The sequence below is a fragment of the Pseudomonas sp. FH1 genome, assembly GCF_000510895.2.
Classification (GTDB): domain Bacteria; phylum Pseudomonadota; class Gammaproteobacteria; order Pseudomonadales; family Pseudomonadaceae; genus Aquipseudomonas; species Aquipseudomonas azotoformans_A.
In genome coordinates this window covers 14472-37284 of the sequence record NZ_AOHM01000083.1, presented here as the reverse complement: position 1 = coordinate 37284, position 22813 = coordinate 14472, and the positions used below count along the sequence as shown (strand labels likewise).

At 59.1% G+C, this 22813-nt stretch carries 18 protein-coding genes; 9 read left to right on the top strand and 9 right to left on the bottom strand.

Going from position 1 to position 22813, the window contains the following annotated elements:
* Positions 1 to 44: 44 nt before the first annotated feature.
* A complete protein-coding gene (locus H096_RS22730; RefSeq protein WP_051422151.1) occupies positions 45 to 1418 on the bottom strand; it encodes an ATP-binding protein in 1374 nt (457 codons plus the stop codon).
* Positions 1419 to 2398: 980 nt separating this feature from the next.
* Between H096_RS22730 and H096_RS22725 the strand changes: the two genes are divergently transcribed.
* Entirely contained in the window at positions 2399 to 2650 is a 252-nt protein-coding gene (locus H096_RS22725; RefSeq protein WP_033901577.1) for a DUF6124 family protein, read from the top strand.
* Positions 2651 to 2693: 43 nt separating this feature from the next.
* Here the strand turns inward: H096_RS22725 and H096_RS22720 are convergent, their stop codons facing one another.
* The 3 genes from H096_RS22720 to H096_RS22710 form a co-directional block, all read right to left on the bottom strand.
* The gene (locus H096_RS22720; protein ID WP_033901576.1) at positions 2694 to 5102 is read right to left on the bottom strand and encodes a TonB-dependent siderophore receptor; all 2409 of its coding nucleotides are present in this window, start codon (positions 5100 to 5102) and stop codon (positions 2694 to 2696) included.
* A 109-nt stretch (positions 5103 to 5211) separates the two neighbouring features.
* Positions 5212 to 6180 carry a DUF4880 domain-containing protein gene (locus tag H096_RS22715; RefSeq protein WP_033901575.1) on the bottom strand — a complete coding sequence of 323 codons (969 nt, stop codon included), beginning with the start codon at positions 6178 to 6180 and terminating at the stop codon, positions 5212 to 5214.
* Positions 6177 to 6686, bottom strand: a complete 510-nt coding sequence (locus H096_RS22710; RefSeq protein ID WP_033901574.1) for a sigma-70 family RNA polymerase sigma factor — start codon at positions 6684 to 6686, stop codon at positions 6177 to 6179. The genes H096_RS22715 and H096_RS22710 overlap by 4 nt, the downstream gene beginning before the upstream one ends.
* 165 nt (positions 6687 to 6851) lie before the next feature.
* Here H096_RS22710 and H096_RS22705 point away from each other — a divergent pair, with 165 nt between their 5' ends.
* The gene (locus H096_RS22705; protein WP_033901573.1) at positions 6852 to 7877 is read left to right on the top strand and encodes a hypothetical protein; all 1026 of its coding nucleotides are present in this window, start codon (positions 6852 to 6854) and stop codon (positions 7875 to 7877) included.
* Between the two features lie 124 nt (positions 7878 to 8001).
* Complete coding sequence (locus H096_RS22700) at positions 8002 to 9435, top strand: glycosyltransferase family 39 protein (RefSeq protein ID WP_033901572.1); 1434 nt, start codon at positions 8002 to 8004, stop codon at positions 9433 to 9435.
* A 15-nt stretch (positions 9436 to 9450) separates the two neighbouring features.
* Here the strand turns inward: H096_RS22700 and H096_RS22695 are convergent, their stop codons facing one another.
* The gene (locus tag H096_RS22695; protein WP_005791582.1) at positions 9451 to 9939 is read right to left on the bottom strand and encodes a TIGR00645 family protein; all 489 of its coding nucleotides are present in this window, start codon (positions 9937 to 9939) and stop codon (positions 9451 to 9453) included.
* Positions 9940 to 10104: 165 nt separating this feature from the next.
* Between H096_RS22695 and H096_RS22690 the strand changes: the two genes are divergently transcribed.
* Positions 10105 to 11928, top strand: a complete 1824-nt coding sequence (locus tag H096_RS22690) for a hypothetical protein (RefSeq protein ID WP_082461774.1) — start codon at positions 10105 to 10107, stop codon at positions 11926 to 11928.
* 3 nt (positions 11929 to 11931) lie between these two features.
* Here H096_RS22690 and H096_RS22685 read toward each other — a convergent pair whose 3' ends face one another.
* Entirely contained in the window at positions 11932 to 12240 is a 309-nt protein-coding gene (locus tag H096_RS22685; protein ID WP_033901571.1) for a hypothetical protein, read from the bottom strand.
* A 177-nt stretch (positions 12241 to 12417) separates the two neighbouring features.
* Positions 12418 to 14856, bottom strand: coding sequence for an ATP-binding protein (locus tag H096_RS22680; RefSeq protein WP_010206665.1), 2439 nt, complete (start codon positions 14854 to 14856; stop codon positions 12418 to 12420).
* 267 nt (positions 14857 to 15123) lie between these two features.
* On the opposite strand from H096_RS22680, the gene H096_RS22675 reads away from it, so the two are divergent.
* The 4 genes from H096_RS22675 to H096_RS22660 all read left to right on the top strand — a co-directional run bounded on the left by H096_RS22675 (position 15124) and on the right by H096_RS22660 (position 18713).
* Positions 15124 to 15612: a DUF3015 domain-containing protein gene (locus H096_RS22675; RefSeq protein ID WP_015885974.1), complete on the top strand. Its 489-nt coding sequence runs from the start codon at positions 15124 to 15126 to the stop codon at positions 15610 to 15612.
* Positions 15613 to 15705: 93 nt separating this feature from the next.
* On the top strand, positions 15706 to 17559 hold the full coding sequence (locus H096_RS22670) for a DUF4105 domain-containing protein (RefSeq protein WP_033901570.1): 1854 nt from the start codon (positions 15706 to 15708) through the stop codon (positions 17557 to 17559).
* A gap of 238 nt (positions 17560 to 17797) precedes the next feature.
* Positions 17798 to 18154 carry a hypothetical protein gene (locus H096_RS22665; RefSeq protein ID WP_033901569.1) on the top strand — a complete coding sequence of 119 codons (357 nt, stop codon included), beginning with the start codon at positions 17798 to 17800 and terminating at the stop codon, positions 18152 to 18154.
* A 70-nt stretch (positions 18155 to 18224) separates the two neighbouring features.
* Positions 18225 to 18713, top strand: coding sequence for a GreA/GreB family elongation factor (locus H096_RS22660; RefSeq protein ID WP_033901568.1), 489 nt, complete (start codon positions 18225 to 18227; stop codon positions 18711 to 18713).
* Here H096_RS22660 and gdhA read toward each other — a convergent pair.
* Together gdhA and ettA are read right to left on the bottom strand one after the other, a co-directional pair.
* A complete protein-coding gene (gdhA, locus tag H096_RS22655; protein WP_033901567.1) occupies positions 18710 to 20047 on the bottom strand; it encodes an NADP-specific glutamate dehydrogenase in 1338 nt (445 codons plus the stop codon). The two genes, H096_RS22660 and gdhA, sit on opposite strands and share 4 nt — an antisense overlap.
* Before the next feature lie 245 nt (positions 20048 to 20292).
* Positions 20293 to 21957 (bottom strand): energy-dependent translational throttle protein EttA, encoded by a 1665-nt coding sequence (gene ettA, locus H096_RS22650; RefSeq protein ID WP_033901566.1) that lies wholly within the window; start codon positions 21955 to 21957, stop codon positions 20293 to 20295.
* Positions 21958 to 22116: 159 nt separating this feature from the next.
* Here ettA and H096_RS22645 point away from each other — a divergent pair, with 159 nt between their 5' ends.
* A complete protein-coding gene (locus H096_RS22645; RefSeq protein WP_033901565.1) occupies positions 22117 to 22728 on the top strand; it encodes a threonine transporter RhtB in 612 nt (203 codons plus the stop codon).
* Positions 22729 to 22813 lie beyond the last annotated feature (85 nt).

Genomic DNA, 22813 nt, shown 5'->3' with positions numbered 1-22813 from the left:
GTTACGCAGCGAGCCTGGAGAGTGTCTAGGAAACCCGGGGCGATTCAGGAGAAGGGTTCGACGCCTCTTATAAAACTAAGAAACTCGTCAACCTCAAGTACCCCATCGCCCTGAAGAAAATTGAGAACACACTGATGGATAAGAGACTCGAACTCCTCAGTGGAAGTTGGACATTGACTTACACCAGTCCCATTCGCATCGGCAAGAAATCTGTCTGTCGGAAAGTAGGACTCTAGAAGTCGAAGCACAGCATCGGCATTGCCAGAAATGGAATCCATTTCCAGCATCCTTGCGACCATGGGGTGATCTCGATTTACTCGATAACGAACCTCACCATTTTTGACATACCTTGCCCATACGGATTGCACCTCAGGCAGGTCTAGCGAAACGCCTTTCTTTCGATGTACTGAGAACGACCGCCGGTTGAAACGTTTGATGACATCCTGAAGACGACGCTTGAGTGCAGTCGGAAGCTGAGCATCTGACTTATCCACCGTGATTCGCCACTCGGAATCCAAAGTGTTAGGGAGGTCAACCCTAACCCTCGTGAGTTGTGAAAGCTCACCGTGTGGTACAAGTCTAAACCATGTACCGAATATGATAAGGCGCTTGTTTCGATAAACGTAAAACCCCTGATTTCGAACCATTCCCTCAGGGCCACCAAGCAGCGTCTGCTCCTCGACAGTGAGTTTCGAGAAGTGAGGCAGAACGTAGGGCTGGATACTGATGAAAGATCCGTTTGCTATCTTGATTTCTTCGGCATCCAGCGTCTGCGTTGCATTGTGGGAAGCCATGAATGGATCGATTGGACGCAACAGGCGACCATTGACAGAGATAGTCAAGCGCCGATCTGTCTCCCCTGCCAGATAGCGGTGAAATACTAATGAAAGTCTCTGGTTGGCATGTGCAATGGCATACGTAAGTGAATCATCGAAAGAGGAACTGACATCCCTATCAAGCACACGATCAGAACGGGTCCATATCACTTCCGTACCCGATTTCGACTTGCGGGGTTTAGCCAGCAGACACTCTGCTTCAGTTCCCTCCAGAACCTCCATCCCCCAATCGTCGATGTCATCAATATCCCATCGCGCGGCGTTGATGACTCCGTCACACCAAGAAACTACTGTCAGGACGCGAGCCTGAGACAGAGACGCTGATTTCAGTCCCCAACCAAATCTCCCGAGGTCATCCGGCTCCCGCTCATCGTTTGGATTAGCACTTGCGGGACGCATCGCGATCTTTAGCGTCTCCTGATCCATGCCCACTCCGTCGTCACGAACCCTTACGACAACATCACACTCGTCGGGCTCGAACGAGATATCCACACGAGAGGCCTTGGCCTTGATACTGTTGTCGATGAGGTCGGCGAGAGCTGCCGCTAGGTCGTAGTTGCCAAAACTTCGTGCGGTCGCCATCAGGTCCCTTGACTGGGGCGGATTCGCTATCCTCAATTCTCTCTCCTCAGTCCATCCAAACGGGCAATATGGCAACAAGCCACTGCAACATTATCCTTAGCCATCGCGCAGGTAAACCGCGACTTTCGTGCATGGAAGAATGTTGCCGCGACTGGTTGAGTCTTTAGGAGGAATGATCATCGGATATATGTCGAGATGCACGGCGCCCCAAATACAGTACGTCTTGGTGCATTGCTAGCGCCAAGATAGACCAGACTTTCCTTCAGCGATTATCGCTGCTCAGCAAATTGCGGCTTCTGCCCCAAAGAATTGCTCAGCCTACTCGATGGCCCCGCAGATAGGCACAAGGCAAACGAACTTATGACCTAAAGCGATAGAGAAGGGTGGAGTCGGGGCTCGCATCCACTGGCATATAAACCTAGTCACGTCTAAATACAGCACAACAGCCCCTAGCAACCTTAAACATCCCTTAGGCAGCATTGGCTTGAGGATTGCCGTATTCCAAACGGTATTCCATAACTCAATAAAATCAATAAAATCAATAAAATCAATAAAATCAATATCATAATAAATAAATTCAGATTCCCCCGGCCCACCAATTCGAAGCATCGACAAAACCCGCCCAGTGCGGGTTTTGTTGTTTCTGGGGCTTGAAAAGCCCGACTGGATAAACCTTCAGTATTTTCCTTCAAGCTATCGCGCCCTTGATGAACTAGCGCAACCCGCGTCACAACGCTAACTTCCTCCAGCCGCTGCTCATCAGCGACCGGCTTTGACAGGCCGAAAAGTGTAACCTTTCACACCCCTTGATAAGACGGCATGCTTGACGCACTCCGTTTCGTTCATGGCGGCTGTGCGTGGGGCATCTTCGGGTGCGCCGGGTTCCTACACTTCCGGTCTGTCAACCCGCGTACAGCTGCCACCCATTCCTGTTTGACAGCAGGGGGCGGTAGCTCCTTAAACAGTGTGGGAGCTTCATCATGAAAAAGATCACCCCCAATCCACCCTCCGCAACCCTCTTCACCCTCGCGCCAGACATCTCCCCCGAAACCCTGCTGATCCAAGCCAGCGAAACCCTCGCCTCACTCAACGCCATGACCACCGACCTGGCCTTCGAACTCGAAGGTGCCAGCCGTCATAAGCTGCTGGCCAGCCAGCAATTGATCGTGCTGAGCGAACTGTTGGTAGAGCGAGTACTGGTCCTCACCCAAGACACACCAGCATTCCAATAACAAAAAAAGGCCGAGGAAACTCGGCCTTTTGCTGTCATCTACCTCAGAAATCCCAACGCGTCGTGACCATCACATTGCGTGGGTCGCCGTAATACGCCGAGTCATAGAAGCCGATGTTGGTGAAGTACTTTTTGTCGAACACGTTGTTGACGTTAAGCGTGGCCGACAGGTTCTGGGTCAGTTGATAGCGCGCCATCACGTCCACTAGCCAGTATGGGTCCTGGGTGAATTTTTCTGAGCGGCCGCCACCGGGGTAGCCCCAGTTGCGCACGGTTTGCCAGCCCGCGCTCTGCCAGCGTGTGCCACCACCGAGGGTGAGTTTGTCCAGGCTGCCTTGGAGTTTGTAGCTGGTGTAGAGGGTGACTTGATCCTCGGGCTCCCAGGTCGCAACCTTTTTGCCATCAGCATCGCGGGCGATCTTGTGGGTGTAACCGGCTTGCAACTGCCAGCCTGGCGCGAGTTCGCCGGAGATTTCGGCTTCGTAGCCTTTGGTTTTGCTCTCGGTGCCCATGTACGCGTAATCGACGGCCGGCTGCGAGTTCCAGGCGGTATCGGCGATGGGGCGATTGGTTTCGTGCACCTCGAAGTAGGCGAGACTGGCGTTCAGGCGGCCATCGAAAAATTCGCCCTTGAGGCCTATCTCGTAGTTTTTGCCCTCGTCGGGTTGAAGCATGGTGTTGGTTCGATCGCGGTACTGGGTCTGCGGCTTGAAGATTTCGGTGTAGCTGGCGTAGGCGGTGAAGTTTTCGTTGAGGTCGTACGTCAGGCCGGCGTACGGCACTACCTTGCCGCTTTCTTCGGTGTCGCTGGTGCCGGTGACTTGATAGTTGGCAACCCGCGTGCCCAGCAACAGGTGCAGCGCGTCGGTCAGGCTGAAGCGCCCGGTGACATAGGTGCCGGTCTGGCGGGTGATTTCGTCACTGAAGCGGGATGCCTTACCCCACGCAGGCTCGATAGCCTCGCCGTGCCAGTTGTAGAAATCATAGGAGTTGTCGAAGTAGACGGGGTTACGGTAGTCCTTGCCCTTCCACCGCGAACTGGAAACGGACTGCCCGATCACCAGTTCATGCTCACGCCCGAACAGCTCGAACGGACCCGACGCGTACACATCCAGGCTGTCGCTGGTGGTGTCGCCGGTGTATTTGGCGGCATAGATCGAGCTGGCTGTCGCGGAATCCTGGGAGATGTAGCCCAGCGGTGCGTCATAGCCGTTGACCTGATGGTTGTACTGGCCTTTGGTGACCCAGCCGTTGTCGAAGCTGTGTTCCAGGGTGGCGAATACGGTGTGGCTGTATTGTTGCCATGAGCCCCATTTCGGCCCGTTGTTGAACGAGCGCGGCAGGTCGAGCTTGTTGCCGGTGGCGTCGAAGATGGTGCGGGTGCCGGTCCAGCTGGAACCTTTGGGGTCGCTGTCCTGGTAGTCGGCGCCCAGGGTCAGCAGGGTGTCCGGGGTCAGGTCGACTTCGAGGATGCCGTAGAGCACGCTGGTCTTGCGCGAGTAATGATCGAGGAACGATTTTTTGTCCTGATAGGCGGCCACTGCGCGACCGCGCACGTTACCGGTTTCAGTCAGGGGACCGCTGACGTCGACCTGTGAGCGATAGTTATCCCAGGAGCCCGCGCCCAGTTCGATGCTGCTCTTGAACTCGGAAGTCGGCTTTTTGCGGATCAGGTTGATGGTGCCGCCAGGGCCACCGGCACCGGTGAGCAGGCCGGTAGCGCCCTTCAGCACTTCGACGCGGTCGTAGATCGCCATGTCCGTCATGGTCTGGCCCGCTGAGTATTGGGCATCACGCAGGGTCGGTATGCCGTCGTACTGGAAGTTCTCGATGGAGAAACCGCGCGAGTAATAGTTGGTGCGCTCGGTGTCATAGGTCGACACGGTGATGCCCGGTGTGTGGCGCATTACGTCGTCGATGGATTTGAGGCCGAAGTCATCCATGACCTGGCGGGTCACCACCGAGATTGATTGCGGGGTTTCCCGTGGCGTCAGCACCAGCCGCGTGGCCGTGGCAATGGTGCCAGGAGTGTACGAGCCCGTACCTTCGGTGACAGTGCCCAGTTGGTTGGCGCTGACTTGGGTGGTTTGCAATTCCACCTTGCCGTCCTGGGAGACCGGTTTGGCCACCACGCGATAGCCGCCCGGCTCACGCTCTGCCTGTAAGTTCGCTGGGGCCAGCAGGCGCTCAAGGCCTTCATCCACAGAGAAATTGCCCTTCAAACCCTTGCTCTGAATGCCGGCAGCCAGCGCGGAATCGATACCGATCATCACACCCGTTTGCTGCCCAAACGCACCCAACACACGGTCAAGACTGCCGGGCGAAATGTCATACGCCTGGGGCTGGGATTGTTCCTGGGCGGGCGCCGCCGTGGCGGCCATGACACTGTGACTGGCGGTTGCCACCGATAAGCCGAGGATAACGGTGCGCAAAGCGCTGACGCGGCTGAGCATAAAGACTGTCCTGTCGTGAAAGGGTTGGGTGGACGCTTTTTTCTGCGTCTTACCCGTCTTGATGCTCGAGACTCAAAAAACTGCCACGCGATGTAAAAATAATTTCAGGTCAGGCCGGCACGACCGTGGCCAGGTAGCCAAACACCCGCTGCACGCGCACAGGCAACACCTTGGCCAGCAGGTCCAGGCTGGCCTCGGGCTGGTCCAGCGAGAACGAACCCGATACCTGCAAGCCCGCCACTGCAGGATCGCAGCGCAGCACGCCGCGACGGTAGCGATCAAGTTGCTCAAGCACCTCGCGCAGTGGCATGCGCTCGGCAATCAACAGGCCTTGGGTCCAGGCTTCGACGCCGGATGACAGGGTGGCGAGCGGCCCGCCCTGCAGACGGTCGAAACTCAATTGGTGGCCCATGCCCAGCAGGAGACTCGCGCCGTGCGAAGGTTCGATGGAAGCGCTGCCCGCCAGCATCTGCACCTGCGTACCCTGCTGGCGGGGCAAGTCGTGGCTGATGATCATCCGCGACAGCGCCGCCGGGCGTATCCACCCATTGGCCGTCTGGACCGCAGTGCCAGTGCTTGCCCCAGTACTCAACAACAACCTGCCGAGATTGAGTGCCAGGTGCGCACCACGAATATCCACAGCGGTGCGGGTATCCAATTGCAACTCGCCGTTATCGGCCAGGCGCAGATGCCGTCGCTCCCCGGTAGCGGTGTGGTAATCGCTGAACAGCTCCGGCAACAGCACCCGCTCGCGCACGCTCAGGCCAAGCGCGGTGGCTACGCTCAAGCCAGCGAACCCCTTGAGGAGCGTGCGCCGCGACGGAACACTGCGTGCCCGCAGCAATTGTCGGGCATTGGACGCAGGCAGCGCCTGGGTGTTGAGGCGCATATCGCGGCTGAGCCCGGCCAAACGCTGCCAGGCCAGTTCATGTTGCGGGTTCTCGTTGCGCCATTGCTGGCAGGCATGCTGCTCAGCGGCGCCGCAGGTGCCAGATTGCAACGCGACCATCCAGTTCAAGGCCTGGTCCAGCACGCATTCGTCCAAGGGTTGATCGTTGGCAGACTTGAAGCGGTTCATGCCGCGTACACCGCCAGGTAGCAATGGCGATAGGCTTTGAGCATGGCTTTTTGCACCACATTCACGCTGAGGTTCATGCGTTCGGCGATCTGTGGATAAGTCAGGCCATCCAACTGGGACAGCAGGAAAATCTCGCGCACCTTGCTGCCCAGCCCATCCAACACCTGGCCAACGGCATCCAACGCTTCAAGTACCAACAGACGGGTTTCCGGCGAAGGCATGTGTTCGGGCTCCAGGACTGTCAGCGACTGCTCATAGGCACGCTCCAGCGCCTGACGACGGAAATACTGCCCACACAAACGGCTCGCGACCGTCGTGAGATACGCACGCGGCTCACGGAAAACCGGCACGGTGCCGCTGCTCAAGATCCGCACAAAGGTATCCTGCGCCAGGTCCAGGGCCTGCTCCTGCCCGCCCAACTTGCGCCGCAGCAACTGCACTACCCAGCTATGGTGCTGGGCATAGAGCTCGCCCACGACCTGATGGGCAGAAGAAGATGAGGCCATCGGTGTGATATCCAGGGGACGGCTGCGAAAAGTCACACATGATAATACTTCTCATTAGAGACAGGTTAGGAGTTTCTTACTGAGCGTGGCACCTGCCCTCTTGGACTCACCCGTACTTCCCATTACCCTGCTCTCCTCTATCAGACATCCGGAAGTCCGATACCCGTGTTCAAGCCACTCGCCGTTCTCACCCTCGCCTGCGCTCCTCTGCTTGCCACCGCCGCCGACCTGGCCGGTGTCTGGACGGGCACCTTGGGCAAATCCGCGATCACCGTCTGTTTCAATGGAGCCCACGGCGCCAATGGCAGTTACTACTACCAACGCATTCTCACGCCCATTCAACTGACCCAAGCCAACGCCAGCGAGCCCTGGGTGGAAGAAGGGCAAACCGGTTTCTGGCAGTTGGACGACCCGCAAGGCGACACGTTGACCGGCAGCTGGAGCAAAGCCATTGGCGGCAAAAGCCTGGTGCTGATGCTCAAACGCGCGGACACGGACAGTTGTGCCAGCGACACCTATAACAACCCGCTTGAGGCCACGCCGCCTGCGGTGAAGGTCGAGAAGAAGACCTTCGCCGAACACGCCTATCAGGTGAAGACCCAAGGCGGGCAGGTCATCCTGAAACTCGAAGGCGACGGGGAAGCCATCGATAAGATCAACCGGGATCTCGCGCGCATGGCCATCAATCCGGATGGCCAGACCGATTTTTATAGAGAGCGGCGTAACTCACTGGACCAAAGCGGCAGCACCAGCACCAGCGAGATCACGGTGGAACCGTTCTACTGGTCATCGCACTGGATCACCGTGCGTTTCTATCGCTGGTCAGCGGGTTACGGGCGCGGGGGGATCAGTTGGGGCCTGCACAGTTGGAACCTGCAAACCGGTGAAAAGGTCGACCCCTGGACCTGGCTGGGCGGCCATGAGCAATGGGACAGCCCCTATTCCGGCCAGGTCAAACTGCCCGCCACCTTCAGCGCCTGGCTGGCCAAACAAACCACCGTCGACGAAGGGTGCCCGGCCGTGACCAGTTACTCCACCTTCGACTTGAGCTTCAACACCCAGGGCCTGCAACTCTCCACACCCGCCCAAGGCGATGGCTGTGACAACGAACTGAGTTTCACGTGGGAGCAATTGGAACCGGTGCTGACGGCCCAAGGCAAAGCTGCTGTGCCCAGCTTGAAAGCACCCTGAGGAAGCATTCAGCCTTACAAAAATCCAACACTCGTTCACGAAATATTCAGAAACGCCCACGGATACTAGCCCATTGCAATGACCGTTCCCCCGGACGGTCCTCCTGCCCTGGTAGCCACACTCCATGACGCGTCCTGCTCCCCTGCTGCTCCTGCTTGCTGGTCTGTTGTTCTTCTTTGCCCTGGGCAACCATGAGCTGCAAGGCTCCACCGAAGCCCGGGTCGCCGGGATCGCCATGGCCATGCACCTGGACAATAACTGGGTAGTGCCTCAGTTGTTTCGTGAGCCGTTCCTGGAAAAACCGCCTTTGAGCCTGTGGATCGACGCTGGGGCTATTCGCCTGTTCGGCGGCAGCACCTGGGCGGTGCGCCTGGCTTCGGCGTTTGCTGGATTGTTCAGCGTGATGCTGCTTTACACCATGCTGCGCCGGTTCGGGCGACCGCAGACGCTGGCGTTCAGCGCCGCGTTGATTCTGGCGACCATGGCCAGTTATTGGAGCAACGCGCGTGGCGTGGGTGAGGACTCGCTGCTCACCCTCGGCGTGACCACTGCGCTGCTGGCGTTCTACCAGGCCGTGCGGCCCGATCGCCAAGGCTCCAGCACCGGCGCATGGGCACTGTTTACCGCCGGGATGGTGATCGCCACCCTCAGCAAAGGCGTACTGGGCCTGGCCATGCCGGGCATTGTGATTTTTGTGTACCTGGCCAGCACCAGCCTGATGGACAAACGCCTGCAGATTGGTGACTGGCTCAAGCCCGCGCTGTTTACCTTGCTGGCGCTGATACCGCTGGTGATCTGGCTGGGGTTCCTGTTCCAGCGCGGTGGTATGCAGGCGGTGGCCGAAGTGTTGCTGACCAACAGCGTCGGTCGTTTCAGCGGCTCGTTTGTCGAGGCCGGGCATTACGAGCCGTTCTACTACTACATCGCCAAGCTGCCCGAGGCGTTCCTGCCGTGGAATATCCTGGTGTATCTGGGCCTGTGGCACTTCCGAAAAAGCCTGGTGCGCAATCGCTACCATCTGTTCTTCAGCGTCTGGCTGGTGGCGCAGTTCACCCTGCTGACCCTGGCGTCGAGTAAACGCACCGTTTACCTGATGGCACTCACCCCCGCCGCCGCCGTCCTGGCCGCAGAATATGCGCGGGTGCTGCTGGACTGGCTGAAAACCCACAAACCCGCGCTGCATAAACATCACAGAACCGTGGTGGGCGGGGTGTTTACCCTGGCCGTGGGTTGCTACTTGATCGCCGCCTTCTGGTTCGCGCCCAAAGCCGATGTACGCCAGTCGTTCGTACCGGTGATCAGCCAGGCCCAGGCATTCAGAGACGAAGGTAAGGAAGTGGTGTTGTTCCAGCCCAACGAGCGCATCGCCGGGGCCAGCGTGTTCTATCTGCAGGCCTATTTGCCGATCCTGCAAACCGAAGCCGAGTTGCACCGCTATCTCGGTGCCAAGCCCGGCAACATTGCGTTGCTGGACCATACCAACGACCTGACCACCCCGGTGAAGGTGATCAAGCAGATGTCGATCAATCGCCAGCCTTACTACTTCGTCGAGCAGTAAGGCTGGCGCGGGGCATCAGTGCTTGGTGAGCTTGTCCAGGTAACCCATGGCAAACGCCGACACCACGAAGGTCATGTGGATGATCACGTACCACATCAGGTGCTGCGGATCGACGTTCTTGGCGTCCATGAAGATACGCAGCAAGTGGATGGACGAAATCGCCACGATGGAGGCCGCCACTTTCATCTTCAACGACGAAGAGTCCATGGTGCCCAGCCAGTTGAGTTTTTCTTTGTTCTCATCGATATCCAGCTGCGAGACGAAGTTCTCGTAGCCGGAGATCATCACCATCACCAACAAGCCGCCGACCAGCGCCATGTCGATCAACGACAACAGCAACAGGATCACTTCAGCTTCCAGCATCGTGAAGATATTGGGAATGACGTGAATGATTTCCTGGAAGAACTTCAGCGCCAGGATCAACAAGCCCAAGGACAGCCCGAGATAAATAGGCGCCAGCAGCCAGCGTGAGGCGTACATAGTATTTTCGATGAAGCGTTCCATGGGATCTCACACAGCTTGTTTAAAATGGCGGCGAGTATACCAGCCGCCACAAGACACCTGTAATCGCCGGAAAACTGACCTGTGCGGCATCTGTAAGAGAATTTTTCTGCTAGTGTCGAGCCCAATAACAACTCGGCTCGATGACGTCGGACAGGAAAAACTCAGATGATGGATGTGCGATCCCCTTTGGCCTGTATCGGCCTGTGCGCGGCATTGCTGCTGGCTGGCGGCTGCTCCCCCAGCGACGAGCAGAAGCAGACCACCCTCGAAGAGAAAACCGCCAAGTTCGAACAATCCCTCGACAGCATCCAGGACCCCAAGCTACGCGACGCCGTCGCTGACCTCGGCGGTTCGCTGCTGTTGCTGGAGCGGGCGCGGGTCAAACTCGCCACCAAGCCCATCGAAGCCGAATACGGCGAGGACACCCTGGCCCTGCTCAAGCACTACCCCACACCCCAGGCGCTGGTGGACACCTACATCAATGGCCTGTTCGTGCTGCGCAAGACTTCCCACTCCGACTATCTGACCGACCTACAGCCGGTTTTCCCCTTCAACTTCAACGTCCCCGACCAGTTCCCGTTCCCTCACGGACTGGAATGGCAGTCGGTGACCCTGAGCAACAACAAGGTCATCCCTTTCCAGCCGGAATGGTCGGAAACCGATCCGGGCATCCAACTGAGCCCCAGCAGCTCGAACCTGACCAACCCCGATGACCTGACGGTGACCTACCCGTTCATCGAGGGCATCGAGACGGAAAACAAGAGTCAGCCTCAGCCTGTCAGCCTCAAGGGCACGGTTGAAGTGGTCGCGCCGGGCAAGGTGCTGACCTTTGACCTGTCGAAAAAGGACGTGGGCCACAAGCGCACCGAAGGCAACATCACCCTCAACCTGGTCTTGCTGGAAAAAAACTACGCCGAGATCGAGCTGACCAACAGCCAGCCACTGGCGCCGGAAGTGGGCGACGAATCGCCGAATCCGTTGCTGGTGCAGGCGCGGGACGCCACCGGGCAATTTCTCACGCGCTCGGGTTCGATCAACGAAAGCAGCGCCCAAGTCGCGTTCTACGAGAAACAACTGGCCGAGATGCAAAAGCAGAAGGCCTGGTCGGAAGCGTTCGAAAAACAGTTGACCGACGAGCAGAAAGCCTTCGAACGCAAGCAGAGCAGCCATTACGCCAAGGTGTACTTCAATGGCGTGATCGACAACCTGCAAGTCAACGTGCTGGATTTCTCCACTGCCACACGTACCCGCAAAGACCTCGACCTGCCAGTGCTGCGCTTCGACAAGAACAGCCTGCAGAAAACCGTACAGGCCCTGCCGATGCCGGTCACCGTGTATGACGACAGCGCCGCCAGTTGGCTCAAAGACGCAAGCATGACCGAAGACCAGCTGAAAAACAGCGTGACCATCAGCCAGTCGGTCGAAGACGCCAGCGCGGCGCACATCGTGTTCGACCACCCGTTCACCTTCAATGACGACCTGGTGGGCAGCGAGCGCAACAGCAGTGAATCACCGGTGACCTTCTTCACCGCCGACGAAAAAGGCGAGCGGGGCGAGCCGATTGAACTGCCAACCGAGGCCTTCGAACTGAACCCGGCGCGTGGCACCCTGACCTATGACCTGAACCTGTTCCCGGAAAACCCGGCCTTTGTGGTGGGCTCGATTCCGCTGTTCCTGGCGACCATCGATAAAAACGAGATTGACGCGAGCAAGCTGCCCAAAGGGCTCGAACTCAAAGACAACGCGCTGATCGTCGACCAGAAGGCCTTCCCCGCCGACAGCTGGCGCTTCTACGCCAAGGACGCCAGCGGCAATTACCTCAAGGAAATCCTCGGCGTCAGCCACCGTGCCGAGGAATACGGTACGGCGATGTTTGACGTGCATTACTTCTACGGCCAGCCGACCACCCTGGAAAGCTACCAACGCACCGACCTGAGCACCGTGCAATACGGCTTTGAGGTCAAGCTGGACAAGCCCGAGAGCAAATAGCGGTCAGTGCTGGGTGTTACCGTTCAGCGCTCGCAGATGGGCCTGCATGTGCAGGCACCAGATCTGCGGGTCAGCCGCCGTCTCATAGCCGTGCTGCGTCAGGCTGTCGACGATGGACTCCAGCATATTTTCCGCCACGAAGGGCCCTGGAAACGGGCCTTGGGACTTGATGGTGGAAGGCTGTTCACCGGTCATTCCAGCGGCAAACAACAACGTCCACATCCCGTTATCCCCCGCGAGAGGGCGAATGGAACATTCGATACGGGTGACCAGGCCGAAGCACTGGCGGGTGAGGCAAAGGTTGCGCGGCATGGCGGCGACCCTCGGTAGATCGGTGTTCAACCTGCGCCTGGGCGAGGCTGTTTCTATCCCGCGACTCCTGTGGATATCCCTTGAGCACAGAATAGAAGAAAACCACGACAAACCAAGGTTGTAGAGACCAACGGGCGTTGGCCCCCAACCCAAGTCAATTTAATGACGATTTAGCCATCAGGTCGGCTTGGCTTCGGCCAGCGCCTGCTGTGCCAACTCCTTCTCCGCTTCCTTGAGGTCTTCCTCACTGATCATCTCGGCAATCGCGCGCAACCGCTCGACCACGCGCGCGTTCACCGTGCCTTCCGGGAACTGCCCCTCGGCATCCGGCTCACCGGCATCCTCACCCACCAGCAGGCTCAGCGCCTCGTCGGCCTGGCGCACCGCATAGATATGAAACTGCCCGGCGCGCACGGCCTGTAGCACCTTCTCATCGAGCATCAATGTGGCAACGTTGGCCTGGGGAATGATCGCACCCTGCTCGCCGGTCAAACCGCGCGCTTCACACAGGCGGAAGAAACCTTCGATCTTCTCGTTGACCCCGCCCACCGCCTGCACTTCACCAAACTGGTTGATGGAGCCGGTGATGGCAAAGCACTGCTTGAGCGGCGTTTTCGACAACGCCGAGATCAAGGTGCACGCCTCGCCCAGGGACGCACTGTCGCCGTCCACATAGCCGTAGGACTGCTCCAACGCGATACTCGCCGAGATCGCCAGCGGGAATTCCTGGGCATAGCGGCTGCCCAAATAACCCGTGAGAATCATCACACCCTTGGAGTGGATCGGCTGGCCGAGGTTGACCTCACGCTCGATGTCGACAATACCGCTGCCGCCCGGATACACCGTGGCGGAAATCCGCGCCGGTACGCCGAAGGCCGAGTCACCGACTTCCAGCACCGTCAGCCCGTTGCACTTGCCCACCGCCGCACCGGCCGTGTCGATGAGGATGACCCCGGCGAGCATGTCGTCGAGAATCCGCGCCGACACGCGCCCGGTGCGCGTGGCCTTGGCCTTGAGGGCGCGCTCGATATGGCCGGCATCGGTCATCTCGTCGCCCGCCAGGTGGCGAATGAAATCCGCCTCGCTGACCAGCTGGAACAAATCACCAATGCGCGCCGACAAACGGCCTTGGTGCTCTGCCAGCCTCGCGCTGTAAGTGGCCAACCGCGCCACCGCATCCGACGTCAGCGGCGCCATGCCTTCTTCCGAGGTGCGGGTTTTGAGCAACTGGGCAAACTGCTCCAGGCTTTCGTCGACCATCGGGATGTCTTCGTCGAAGTCCACCAGTACGCGGAACATCTCTTGGAAATCCGGATCAGCGTCCTGCAACGCGTAGTACAACTGGCGCGAACCGATGATGATCACCTTGACCTGCAACGGGATCATCTGCGGGTTGAGGGTCACGGTGGCCAGGCGGCCCAGTTCGCCCAGCGGTGATTCCATCTTCAGTTTGCGCGACTGCAGGGAACGCTTGAGCGCGTCCCACACAAACGGCTCGCTGAGCATTTTTTCGGCTTCCAGGATCAGGAAGCCGCCGTTGGCACGGTGCAGCGCGCCCGGACGCAGCTGGCGATAAGTGGTGTAGAGCGCGCCCTGGTCGGTGCTGTATTCGATGCGGCCGAACAGGTTGTCGTAGGTCGGGTGCGGTTCGAACACCACCGGGGCACCACCGTTGACCGGATGGCCCACCACCAGGCTTGGACAGTACTGTTCTTCCAGCAGCTTGCGCGCCTGGGCGTCGGTCTTGGCGTCGTCCACCAATTGCTCGACCACGGTCTTGAGCAGGTACACCTGCATGGCTTGCAGGTAACCGCAGACAGCGGCGTTTTCTGCGTACTTTTCCGACAGCGGTGCAAGCAACGGCTGCAGCGCCAGGGTAATGGTTTCTTCGTTGAACTGACGCAGTTGGTTGTTTGACTCACGCTTCCACTGCGGCAGGCTGGCCAGTTCTTCGTTGAGGCGCTCTTCCAGCTCGGAAATGTCGGTGTGGAAACGCTCGCGATCGGCTTCCGGCAACTGCGAGAACTCGGCCTCGTCCAGCGCCTTGCCGTCGAGCATCGGCGTGAAGGCGATGTTGGTGCTGTCACGGTAGAGCGCCACGTCCTTTTCCAGGGCTAGGCGTTCGATCACGTCCAAGGCTTTGTCGTAGCGCTGGTTGAAAGCACGGTCGATGGCGCTTTTGCGCTGTTGATACGTCGGGTGTTCGAAGACCGCCGGGAAGGTGGCGACGAGGTTGTCGACCAACCCGTTGATGTCGTTGATGAACGCCGCCGCAGCGCCGCCCGGCAATTCCAGGGCACGGGGTTCGCGAGGCTCATCGAAATTATTCACGTAGACCCAATCCGCCGGGGTCTGCAGGCGCTTGCCTTCGGCTTTCAGGTAGCGTTTGACGAACGAAAAGCGGCCGGTACCGGGCTCGCCCATGACAAACACGTTGTAACCGGGGCGTGGCATGGCCACACCGAACTGCAAGGCTTCAACCGCACGTTCCTGGCCAAGCACACCGCGAAAGGGCTCCAAATCATTGGTGGTCGAGAAGCTGAACTGTTCAGCGGAGAAAGGGCGAGTCAGCGCTTCGGGCGCTAGACGCAAGCTGGCAGCAACAGGATCAGGCATCGGGCTTCCTTACATCAGGCGGGGCAGATGACGGCATTCTGGCTCCCGGTCACGCGCTCTGGCAAGGCGCGCTTTCGGGAAAGCATAGACGTGGGAGATGACCTGCAGAAATATCGCGACATCGCTGATTGTTTTATAAAAATGCACGGAACCCTTGGAACGTGCCTAAACTCCAAACTGCGCGGGTTGGACTAATAACTGGCCCCTAGGGCGCTGCGACGCGCCTGAACCCTTGTCCATTGGTTTGCACACAAAGAGAACAAAGCTATGAAACGGATCCTTCTCGGTACTCTCTTCACCGTCGTCTCCCTCAATGCAATGGCAGAAGCACCAGGTGGCCCGAACTGCGGTTGGGGCAACATGTTGTTCGAAGGCCAGCGCGGCACGCCAGCTCACTTCCTGGCTTCCACCACCAACGGTACTTCGGGTAACGCCACCTTCGGCATGACCTCGGGCACCAACGGTTGCAGCACCAACAGCGCCCTGACCTACGGCGGCAAGTCCTGGATTGCCATGAATGGCATGATGAACGAGCTGTCCGAAGACATGGCCAAGGGTAACGGCGAAGCGCTGACCACCTACGCCGTGGTACTGGGTGTGGCACCGGAAGATCGCGAGCACTTCGCGGCCGTGACCCACGAGCACTTCCAGCAGATCTTCAGCAAGGCTGACGTGACCGCTGACGACGTGCACAACAACACCATTGCGGTACTGAAAAGCGATGCCCGTCTGGCGAAATACGCAACCCAGGCTTAAGCTCGACCCGCCCGCGCCTACCCAGGCGCGGGCACTATTTTTTGGACCCGCCTCCCCTTTGGGTCTCTTTTATATCCGACTTAAGTTGCCCCTATGCTCAAACGCTTTGCCTGGATGGCACTCTTCGCCTGCGCCCCGCTGTACGCGGCCCCGCACCTTGATGATCAACGTTTGCAGCAATTGGCCAACGATCCGTTCTGGCTTTCCCTGGGCCATTACGAAGCCGGCAAGATCAGTGGCTGGCGCAGTTATGTCAGCGACAAGAAATTCTTCCTCGCGCCCGATGGCGCCCACCACCCGGACGCCGAACTCAAGGCCACCGTTGATGCGCTCTACGCACCGGCCAGCCTGGGTGAAAAACACGCCCAATGCGTTTACCCCGCTCGGACCCGCTGGCTCAAGGATCAGTTGCACCTCACTGACCTGCCTGCCGTGGACTGCACAGAATTCAAGCAATGGTTCAAGGACGTCGCCCCCCATAGCGCGGTGATGATCTTCCCGGCGGCCTACCTCAACAGCCCGTCGTCGATGTTCGGCCACACGCTGCTACGCATCGACCAGGCCGACGTGCAAAGCAACAACACTGCCCTGCTCAGCTATGCGATCAACTTCGGCGCCTACATCGAAGGCTCCGACAACAGCATTCTTTACGCCTGGAAAGGCCTGATGGGCGGTTATCCCGGCCTGTTCGCCCTAGTGCCTTATCAGGAAAAGCTGTCGGAGTACCGCAGCCTTGAGAACCGCGACCTGTGGGAATACCGCCTGAACCTCACGCAAGTCGAGACCGAACGCATGGTCGAGCACGTGTGGGAGCTCAAGCAGATCCAGTTCGACTACTTCTTCTTTGACGAAAACTGCTCCTATCGCCTGCTGGAACTGCTGCAAGTGGCGCGTCCCGGCCTGCGTTTGACCGAACAATTTCCGCTCACCGCCATCCCGACCGACACCGTAAAGGCCGTGAAAGACGCAGGTCTGGTAGAGAAGATCGACTACCGTCCTTCCCGTGAACGCGAGTTGCTGGAGCGCGCCAAGCCGCTCGACAGCGACGAGCAGCAATGGGTATTGAAGGTCAGCGACGACCAGAAGCAATTGCAGGACCCCGCCTTCAAGGCCATCGCTAAAGATCGCCAGGCACTGATCATCGACGCCGCCTACCGCCTTGGCCGCTACCGCGCCAACGGCCTGGAGCGCGACACCGCCCGCTCCCAGCGCAGCTTCGAACTGCTGCGCGCAATCAACCAGAACCCGGCGCCCGACCTTAAGATCACCCCGCCCGGCCTGCCTGAAAACGGCCATGAATCACGCACCTGGCAAGCCGGCATCGGTACCCGTGGCGACAAGGCATTCGGTGAATACGGCCTGCGCATGGCCTACCACGACCTCAACGACAACGCCGAAGGTTTCCCCCTGGGCGCACAGATCGAAATCCTGCAGATGAAACTGCGCCAGTACGAAGGCAACCACTGGCAACTGCAGCAACTGGACCTGGCCACCATCCGCTCCCTGACCCCGCGCAACGCCTTGTTGCAGCCATGGTCATGGCAAGTCACCGGCGGCCTGGAACGCGTACCGGGCAAACACGACGACGAAACCCTGGTCGCCCACGTCAACGGCGGCGCCGGCGGCACCTGGCAACTGCGCGACGACATGCTCGGCTTCGCCCTCGGCACCGTGCGCGTGGAGCACAACAACGACTTCAACGAAGCCATCTCCCCCGCGGCCGGGTTCAATACCGGCGTACTGTGGAAAAACCCGTTGGGTAACCTGAGCCTGGAAGCCAAGGGTGATTTCTTCACCAATGGCGAAGTGCGCCGTAGCATCAGCCTGAACCAGCAGTGGGAATTATCGCGCAACCTGGGACTGCGCCTGAGCGCACAGCGTGAGTACAGCCACTTGTCGACGCCGGTGAATGAAGTGATGCTTGAGGTGAAGTGGTATCACTACTAACTAAAGCCTGGCCGAGATCAAAATGTGGGAGGGGGCTTGCCCCCGATAGCGGAGTGTCAGAATCAGATGTACTAACTGACACACTGCCATCGGGGGCAAGCCCCCTCCCACACTTGGCGCGCGTCTATTCAGACACTCACCGCAGCCCAACACCTTTCTCACCTCCCTTTCACACCTCCCCGACAATTCTCTATCTAGACTTCTCCCCATCAGCCGTGAAACGGCCAGGGAGTACGCCATGTGGCGGTATGCGGTAATGCTGTGTGCAGTAGCGTGGTTGGCCGGTTGCCAATCGACCCATGAAGATTTGCTGGCCAAAGGTTATCCACCGGCGTTTGCCGATGGTTTTGATGACGGTTGCAGCAGCGGTCGCCAGGCTGCTGGGGTAATCAGCGGGGAGTTTCGCAAGAATGTGCCGCGTTATCTGAAGGACCGTGAATACGCCGAAGGCTGGGAGGACGGTTTCCGTCAGTGCAAGGCCATGCGCGAGAACGAAGAGTTGCGTGACTACAAGGACAACCACTGGGATGACCGCGAGCGCGCCTGGCAACAGGAGAAAAACCGCGACGCCGCCAGGGCCTATCGTTCGCAATAGGTCGTTTCCAGACATCCAGCGAAACTAAAGCGCGGCGACCATGGCCCAAACTCCAGAGAGGGAGAACGTCATGAGCCGAGCTTTTGTAAACGAGGACAACGCCGCCGCCCAAGCTGATCAGCCGGTGGAACGTCAGGTGAGCGAGCAGCCCAATCGCCTGACTGCACAAGGGTTAGCGCAATTGCAGGCCAAGGTTGCAAAGTTGCAGCACGAGCACAGCGTTGAATCCGCCAAGGGCGATAAACAGCGCCAGGCCGACCTTGAGCGGGATTTGCGCTACTTCAACCAGCGGGTGCAAAGCGCCCAGGTGGTCGCGCCGGCCACCTCCACCGACAAGGTGCAGATCGGCAGTTGGGTGACCTTCGCCAATGAGCAGGACGAACAACAACGCATCCAGTTGGTTGGTGAAGACCAGGCCGATGCGGGCGCAGGCTTGATCAACTGGAGTTCGCCCCTGGGCCGCGCCTTACTGGGCGCCCAGGTGGGTGACGAGGTGCTGTGGCAGCGCCCCGTCGGCGATCAGTTGATCGAAGTGCTGCGGATCGAACCCGAGGCTTAGACGATGCCTTGGGCCAGCATCGCGTCGGCGACTTTGACGAAGCCGGCGATGTTCGCGCCTTTCACGTAGTTGATCCGGCCGTTTTCTTCGCCGTAATGCACGCAGGCATGGTGGATCGACTGCATGATGTTGTGCAGCTTGCTGTCCACTTCACCGGCGGTCCACAGCAGGCGCATGGCGTTTTGCGACATTTCCAGGCCACTCACGGCCACGCCGCCAGCGTTAGAAGCTTTACCCGGCGCGAACAGGGTGCCCGCCTCGATAAAGATATCCACAGCCTCGAGCGTGGTCGGCATGTTGGCGCCTTCGGCCACGCAGATGCAGCCATTTCGCAGCAAAGCGCGGGCGGCGTCGGCATCCAGTTCGTTCTGGGTCGCGCAAGGCAAGGCGATGTCGCAAGCCAGTTCCCATGGCGTCTGGCCTTTGCGGAATTCCAGGCCGAAACGCTTGGCCAGTTCGCTGATGCGGCCGCGCTGGACGTTTTTCAGCTCCAGCAGGGCCGACCATTGCTCTTCGGTCAAACCGCTTTCGGCGTAAAGGGTGCCTTCGGAGTCGGACAGGGAAATCACCTTGCCGCCCAGGTCCATGACCTTGCGCGCCGCGTATTGCGCCACGTTGCCCGAACCCGACACCGCCACGCGCTTGCCTTCAACCTTCTGGCCGTTGCGCTTGAGCATTTCCTCGGCGAAGTACACGCAGCCGAAACCGGTGGCTTCAGGGCGGATCAGGCTGCCGCCGTAGGTCATGCCCTTACCGGTCAGCACGGAGGTGAACTGGTTGCTCAGACGCTTGTACTGGCCGAACAGGAAGCCGATCTCACGGGCGCCCACGCCGATATCGCCGGCCGGCACGTCCACGTCCGCGCCGATGTGGCGATACAGCTCGCTCATGAAGGACTGGCAGAAACGCATGACTTCAGCATCGCTCTTACCCTTGGGGTCGAAGTCCGAGCCGCCTTTGCCGCCCCCCATGGGCAGCGAGGTCAGGGAGTTCTTGAAGGTCTGCTCGAAGGCGAGGAACTTCAGCACGCCCAGGTTCACCGATGGATGGAAGCGCAGGCCACCTTTATACGGGCCGATGGCGCTGTTCATCTGGATACGGAAACCGCGATTGACCTGGACCTTGCCATGATCATCCACCCACGACACCCGGAAGGTAATCGCGCGTTCCGGCTCGCAGATACGCTCCAGGATGCCCGAGGTCAGGTAGTGGGGGTTGGCTTCAAGAAACGGCCACAGGCTGCGTAGGACTTCTTCCACAGCCTGGTGGAATTCCGGCTGGTCGGGGTCGCGTTTCTTGAGGCGGGCAAGGAAGGATTCGACGGATTCGATCATGAAAAGTCTCGGCAAATTTTTAGTTGTTAACGGAGATTGAGCCGGACTTTATCAATTCATTCCGCACTGCGACAGGGCAAAATGTCGCCTTTGTGAATTTAAATGGTGCGTTTTATATAACTGTATCCAGTTTCAGGGACTTTTATGCACCCTTTCAGGGAGCAAGCACGAACCGCGCGCACCATCAAATCCCAGGCAAAAAAACGGAGCCCGAAGGCTCCGCTCTTTCAAACCACCAACCCGAATCAGGCCAGTTTTTTGTGACGCACACGGTGCGGCTGGGCAGCAGCGTCGCCCAAGCGCTTTTTACGGTCCGCTTCGTACTCGGTGTAGTTACCTTCGAAGAACACCGCTTGCGAGTCGTCTTCGTACGCCAGGATGTGGGTCGCGACGCGGTCAAGGAACCACCGATCGTGAGAGATCACAATGGCGGCGCCCGGGAAGTCCAGCAGGGCTTCTTCCAGGGAGCGCAGGGTTTCAACGTCGAGGTCGTTGGACGGTTCGTCGAGCAGCAGGACGTTGCCGCCCTCTTTCAGGGTCAGGGCCAGGTGCAAGCGACCGCGCTCACCACCGGACAGGTCCTTGACGAACTTCTGCTGGTCGCCGCCCTTGAAGTTGAAACGGCCGACGTAGGTACGCGACGGGATTTCATAGTTGCCGATGCGGATCTGGTCGGAACCGTCGGAAATCTGCTGGAACACGGTCTTGCTGCCGTCCAGGTCTTCACGGCTCTGGTCCACACAGGCAAGCTGCACGGTTTCGCCGACTTCGATGGTGCCCGAATCCGGGGTTTCCTTGCCCATCAGCATGCGGAACAGCGTGGATTTACCCGCACCGTTACCACCAATAACGCCGACGATCGCGCCTTTTGGCATGGAGAACGACAGGTTGTCGATCAGCACGCGGTCGCCATAGCCTTTGGAAACGTTCTTGAACTCGATGACCTTGTCACCCAGGCGCGGACCGGCCGGGATGTAGATCTCGTTGGTTTCCGAACGCTTCTGGAATTCCTGGGATTGCATTTCTTCGAAGCGTTGCAGACGGGCCTTGGATTTGGACTGGCGGGCCTTGGCGCCTTTGCGCACCCACTCCAGTTCTTCTTTCATGGCCTTTTCATGGGCCGATTGCTGCTTGGATTCGGCGGCCAGACGGTCGGACTTGGCTTCCAGCCAACCGGAGTAGTTGCCCTCGTAAGGGATACCGGCGCCACGGTCGAGTTCGAGGATCCAGCCGGCCACGTTGTCCAGGAAGTACCGGTCGTGCGTGATCGCGACCACGGTGCCTGGGAAATCGTGTAGGAAGTGTTCCAGCCAGGCGACAGAATCGGCGTCCAAGTGGTTGGTAGGTTCGTCGAGCAGCAGCATGTCGGGGGCCGACAGCAGCAGGCGGCACAGGGCCACACGACGTTTTTCACCACCGGACAGGTGTTCGACCTTGGCGTCCCACGCCGGCAGGCGCAGTGCATCGGCGGCGACTTCCAGCTGGCGCTCCAGGTTGTGACCATCGCTGGCTTGCAGGATGGCTTCGAGCTTGGCCTGTTCGGCGGCCAGTTTGTCGAAGTCGGCATCTTCTTCAGCGTACGCCGCGTAGACCTCGTCCAGGCGCGCCTGGGCGTTCTTGATCACGCTGACGGCTTCTTCCACCACTTCACGCACGGTCTTGGTCGGGTCCAGGATCGGCTCTTGCGGCAGGTAGCCGATGTTCAGGTCAGGCATCGGGCGGGCTTCGCCTTCGAATTCGGTGTCGACGCCGGCCATGATTTTCAACAAGGTGGATTTACCCGAACCGTTGAGGCCGAGCACGCCGATCTTGGCGCCTGGGAAGAAGGACAGCGAAATGTTTTTCAGGATTTCCCGCTTCGGAGGGACAACTTTGCCCAGCCGATGCATGGTGAAGACGTATTGAGCCAAAATGTGGACCTCATAAAAGTAAGAACAGGCCTACGTAGCGTCATGGCGCTGTACATAGTGTTGCGAATCCTCAAGGTTAACCTAAGTGACCGAGCGTATCGAAGCCTATCTGTTAGATTAGCCGGCCAAAACCCTCAGGGGTTCCAGGAGACACCCTTCATGCTTGGCGTCCTATCCGCACTCGGGCTACTGCTATTAATGCCGGGGCCCACCAACACGCTGCTGCTGCGCTCGGGGTTACTCGTAGGATTCCGGCGCGCCTGGCCGCTGAGCCTGCTGGAATGCCTGGCCTACCTGACGCAGATCTCCTTTTGGGGCTACCTGCTCGGCCATATCGGCGACAACGCGCCCTGGGGCCTGAAGCTCATGCAGTTCGCCTCGGTCTGCTATTTGATCAGGACTTGCTACCTGCTGTGGTGCCATCCCGACGAAACACTCCACACCGAGCCGGAGGCACGGGTCTCCACGCTGAATTTCTTTTTGCTCACGCTGATCAACCCCAAAGGATTACTGATCGTGTCGTTTATCGTCCCGATGCAGACGTTCGCAGACTTAAACCTGTACGTGCATTTCGTCGCGCAGTTCACCGCCGTGGTGATACCGGTGGGCTGTACCTGGGTGCTGCTGGGGGCCCGCATCAAACGCGGCGGATATGCGTGGTTGACGCCGCACACCATCAACCGCACGGCTTCTGTGGTTATCAGCCTGTTCACGCTGGCGATCCTGACGCGGCTGGCGGACAGCCTGATCCATACCAGCGGCGCTCTTTAGTGCCCGCCAGGCGGGGCTGGCACTTTGCCACAAGTCAAGGCATGCTAGCCGCCCTCCGGGCGTCCGGCTTATAGTGCACGTCGCG

Coding starts and splice junctions, on each gene's coding strand:
- H096_RS22715 (WP_033901575.1), bottom strand. CDS start 6,180: ATGAACCGCTTCAAGTCTGCCAACGATCAACCCTTGGACGAATGCGTG.
- H096_RS22725 (WP_033901577.1), top strand. CDS start 2,399: ATGAAAAAGATCACCCCCAATCCACCCTCCGCAACCCTCTTCACCCTC.
- H096_RS22700 (WP_033901572.1), top strand. CDS start 8,002: ATGACGCGTCCTGCTCCCCTGCTGCTCCTGCTTGCTGGTCTGTTGTTC.
- H096_RS22695 (WP_005791582.1), bottom strand. CDS start 9,939: ATGGAACGCTTCATCGAAAATACTATGTACGCCTCACGCTGGCTGCTG.
- H096_RS22675 (WP_015885974.1), top strand. CDS start 15,124: ATGAAACGGATCCTTCTCGGTACTCTCTTCACCGTCGTCTCCCTCAAT.
- H096_RS22710 (WP_033901574.1), bottom strand. CDS start 6,686: ATGGCCTCATCTTCTTCTGCCCATCAGGTCGTGGGCGAGCTCTATGCC.
- H096_RS22690 (WP_082461774.1), top strand. CDS start 10,105: ATGATGGATGTGCGATCCCCTTTGGCCTGTATCGGCCTGTGCGCGGCA.
- H096_RS22665 (WP_033901569.1), top strand. CDS start 17,798: ATGTGGCGGTATGCGGTAATGCTGTGTGCAGTAGCGTGGTTGGCCGGT.
- gdhA (WP_033901567.1), bottom strand. CDS start 20,047: ATGATCGAATCCGTCGAATCCTTCCTTGCCCGCCTCAAGAAACGCGAC.
- H096_RS22730 (WP_051422151.1), bottom strand. CDS start 1,418: ATGGCGACCGCACGAAGTTTTGGCAACTACGACCTAGCGGCAGCTCTC.
- H096_RS22645 (WP_033901565.1), top strand. CDS start 22,117: ATGCTTGGCGTCCTATCCGCACTCGGGCTACTGCTATTAATGCCGGGG.
- H096_RS22720 (WP_033901576.1), bottom strand. CDS start 5,102: ATGCTCAGCCGCGTCAGCGCTTTGCGCACCGTTATCCTCGGCTTATCG.
- H096_RS22670 (WP_033901570.1), top strand. CDS start 15,706: ATGCTCAAACGCTTTGCCTGGATGGCACTCTTCGCCTGCGCCCCGCTG.
- H096_RS22660 (WP_033901568.1), top strand. CDS start 18,225: ATGAGCCGAGCTTTTGTAAACGAGGACAACGCCGCCGCCCAAGCTGAT.
- H096_RS22685 (WP_033901571.1), bottom strand. CDS start 12,240: ATGCCGCGCAACCTTTGCCTCACCCGCCAGTGCTTCGGCCTGGTCACC.
- H096_RS22680 (WP_010206665.1), bottom strand. CDS start 14,856: ATGCCTGATCCTGTTGCTGCCAGCTTGCGTCTAGCGCCCGAAGCGCTG.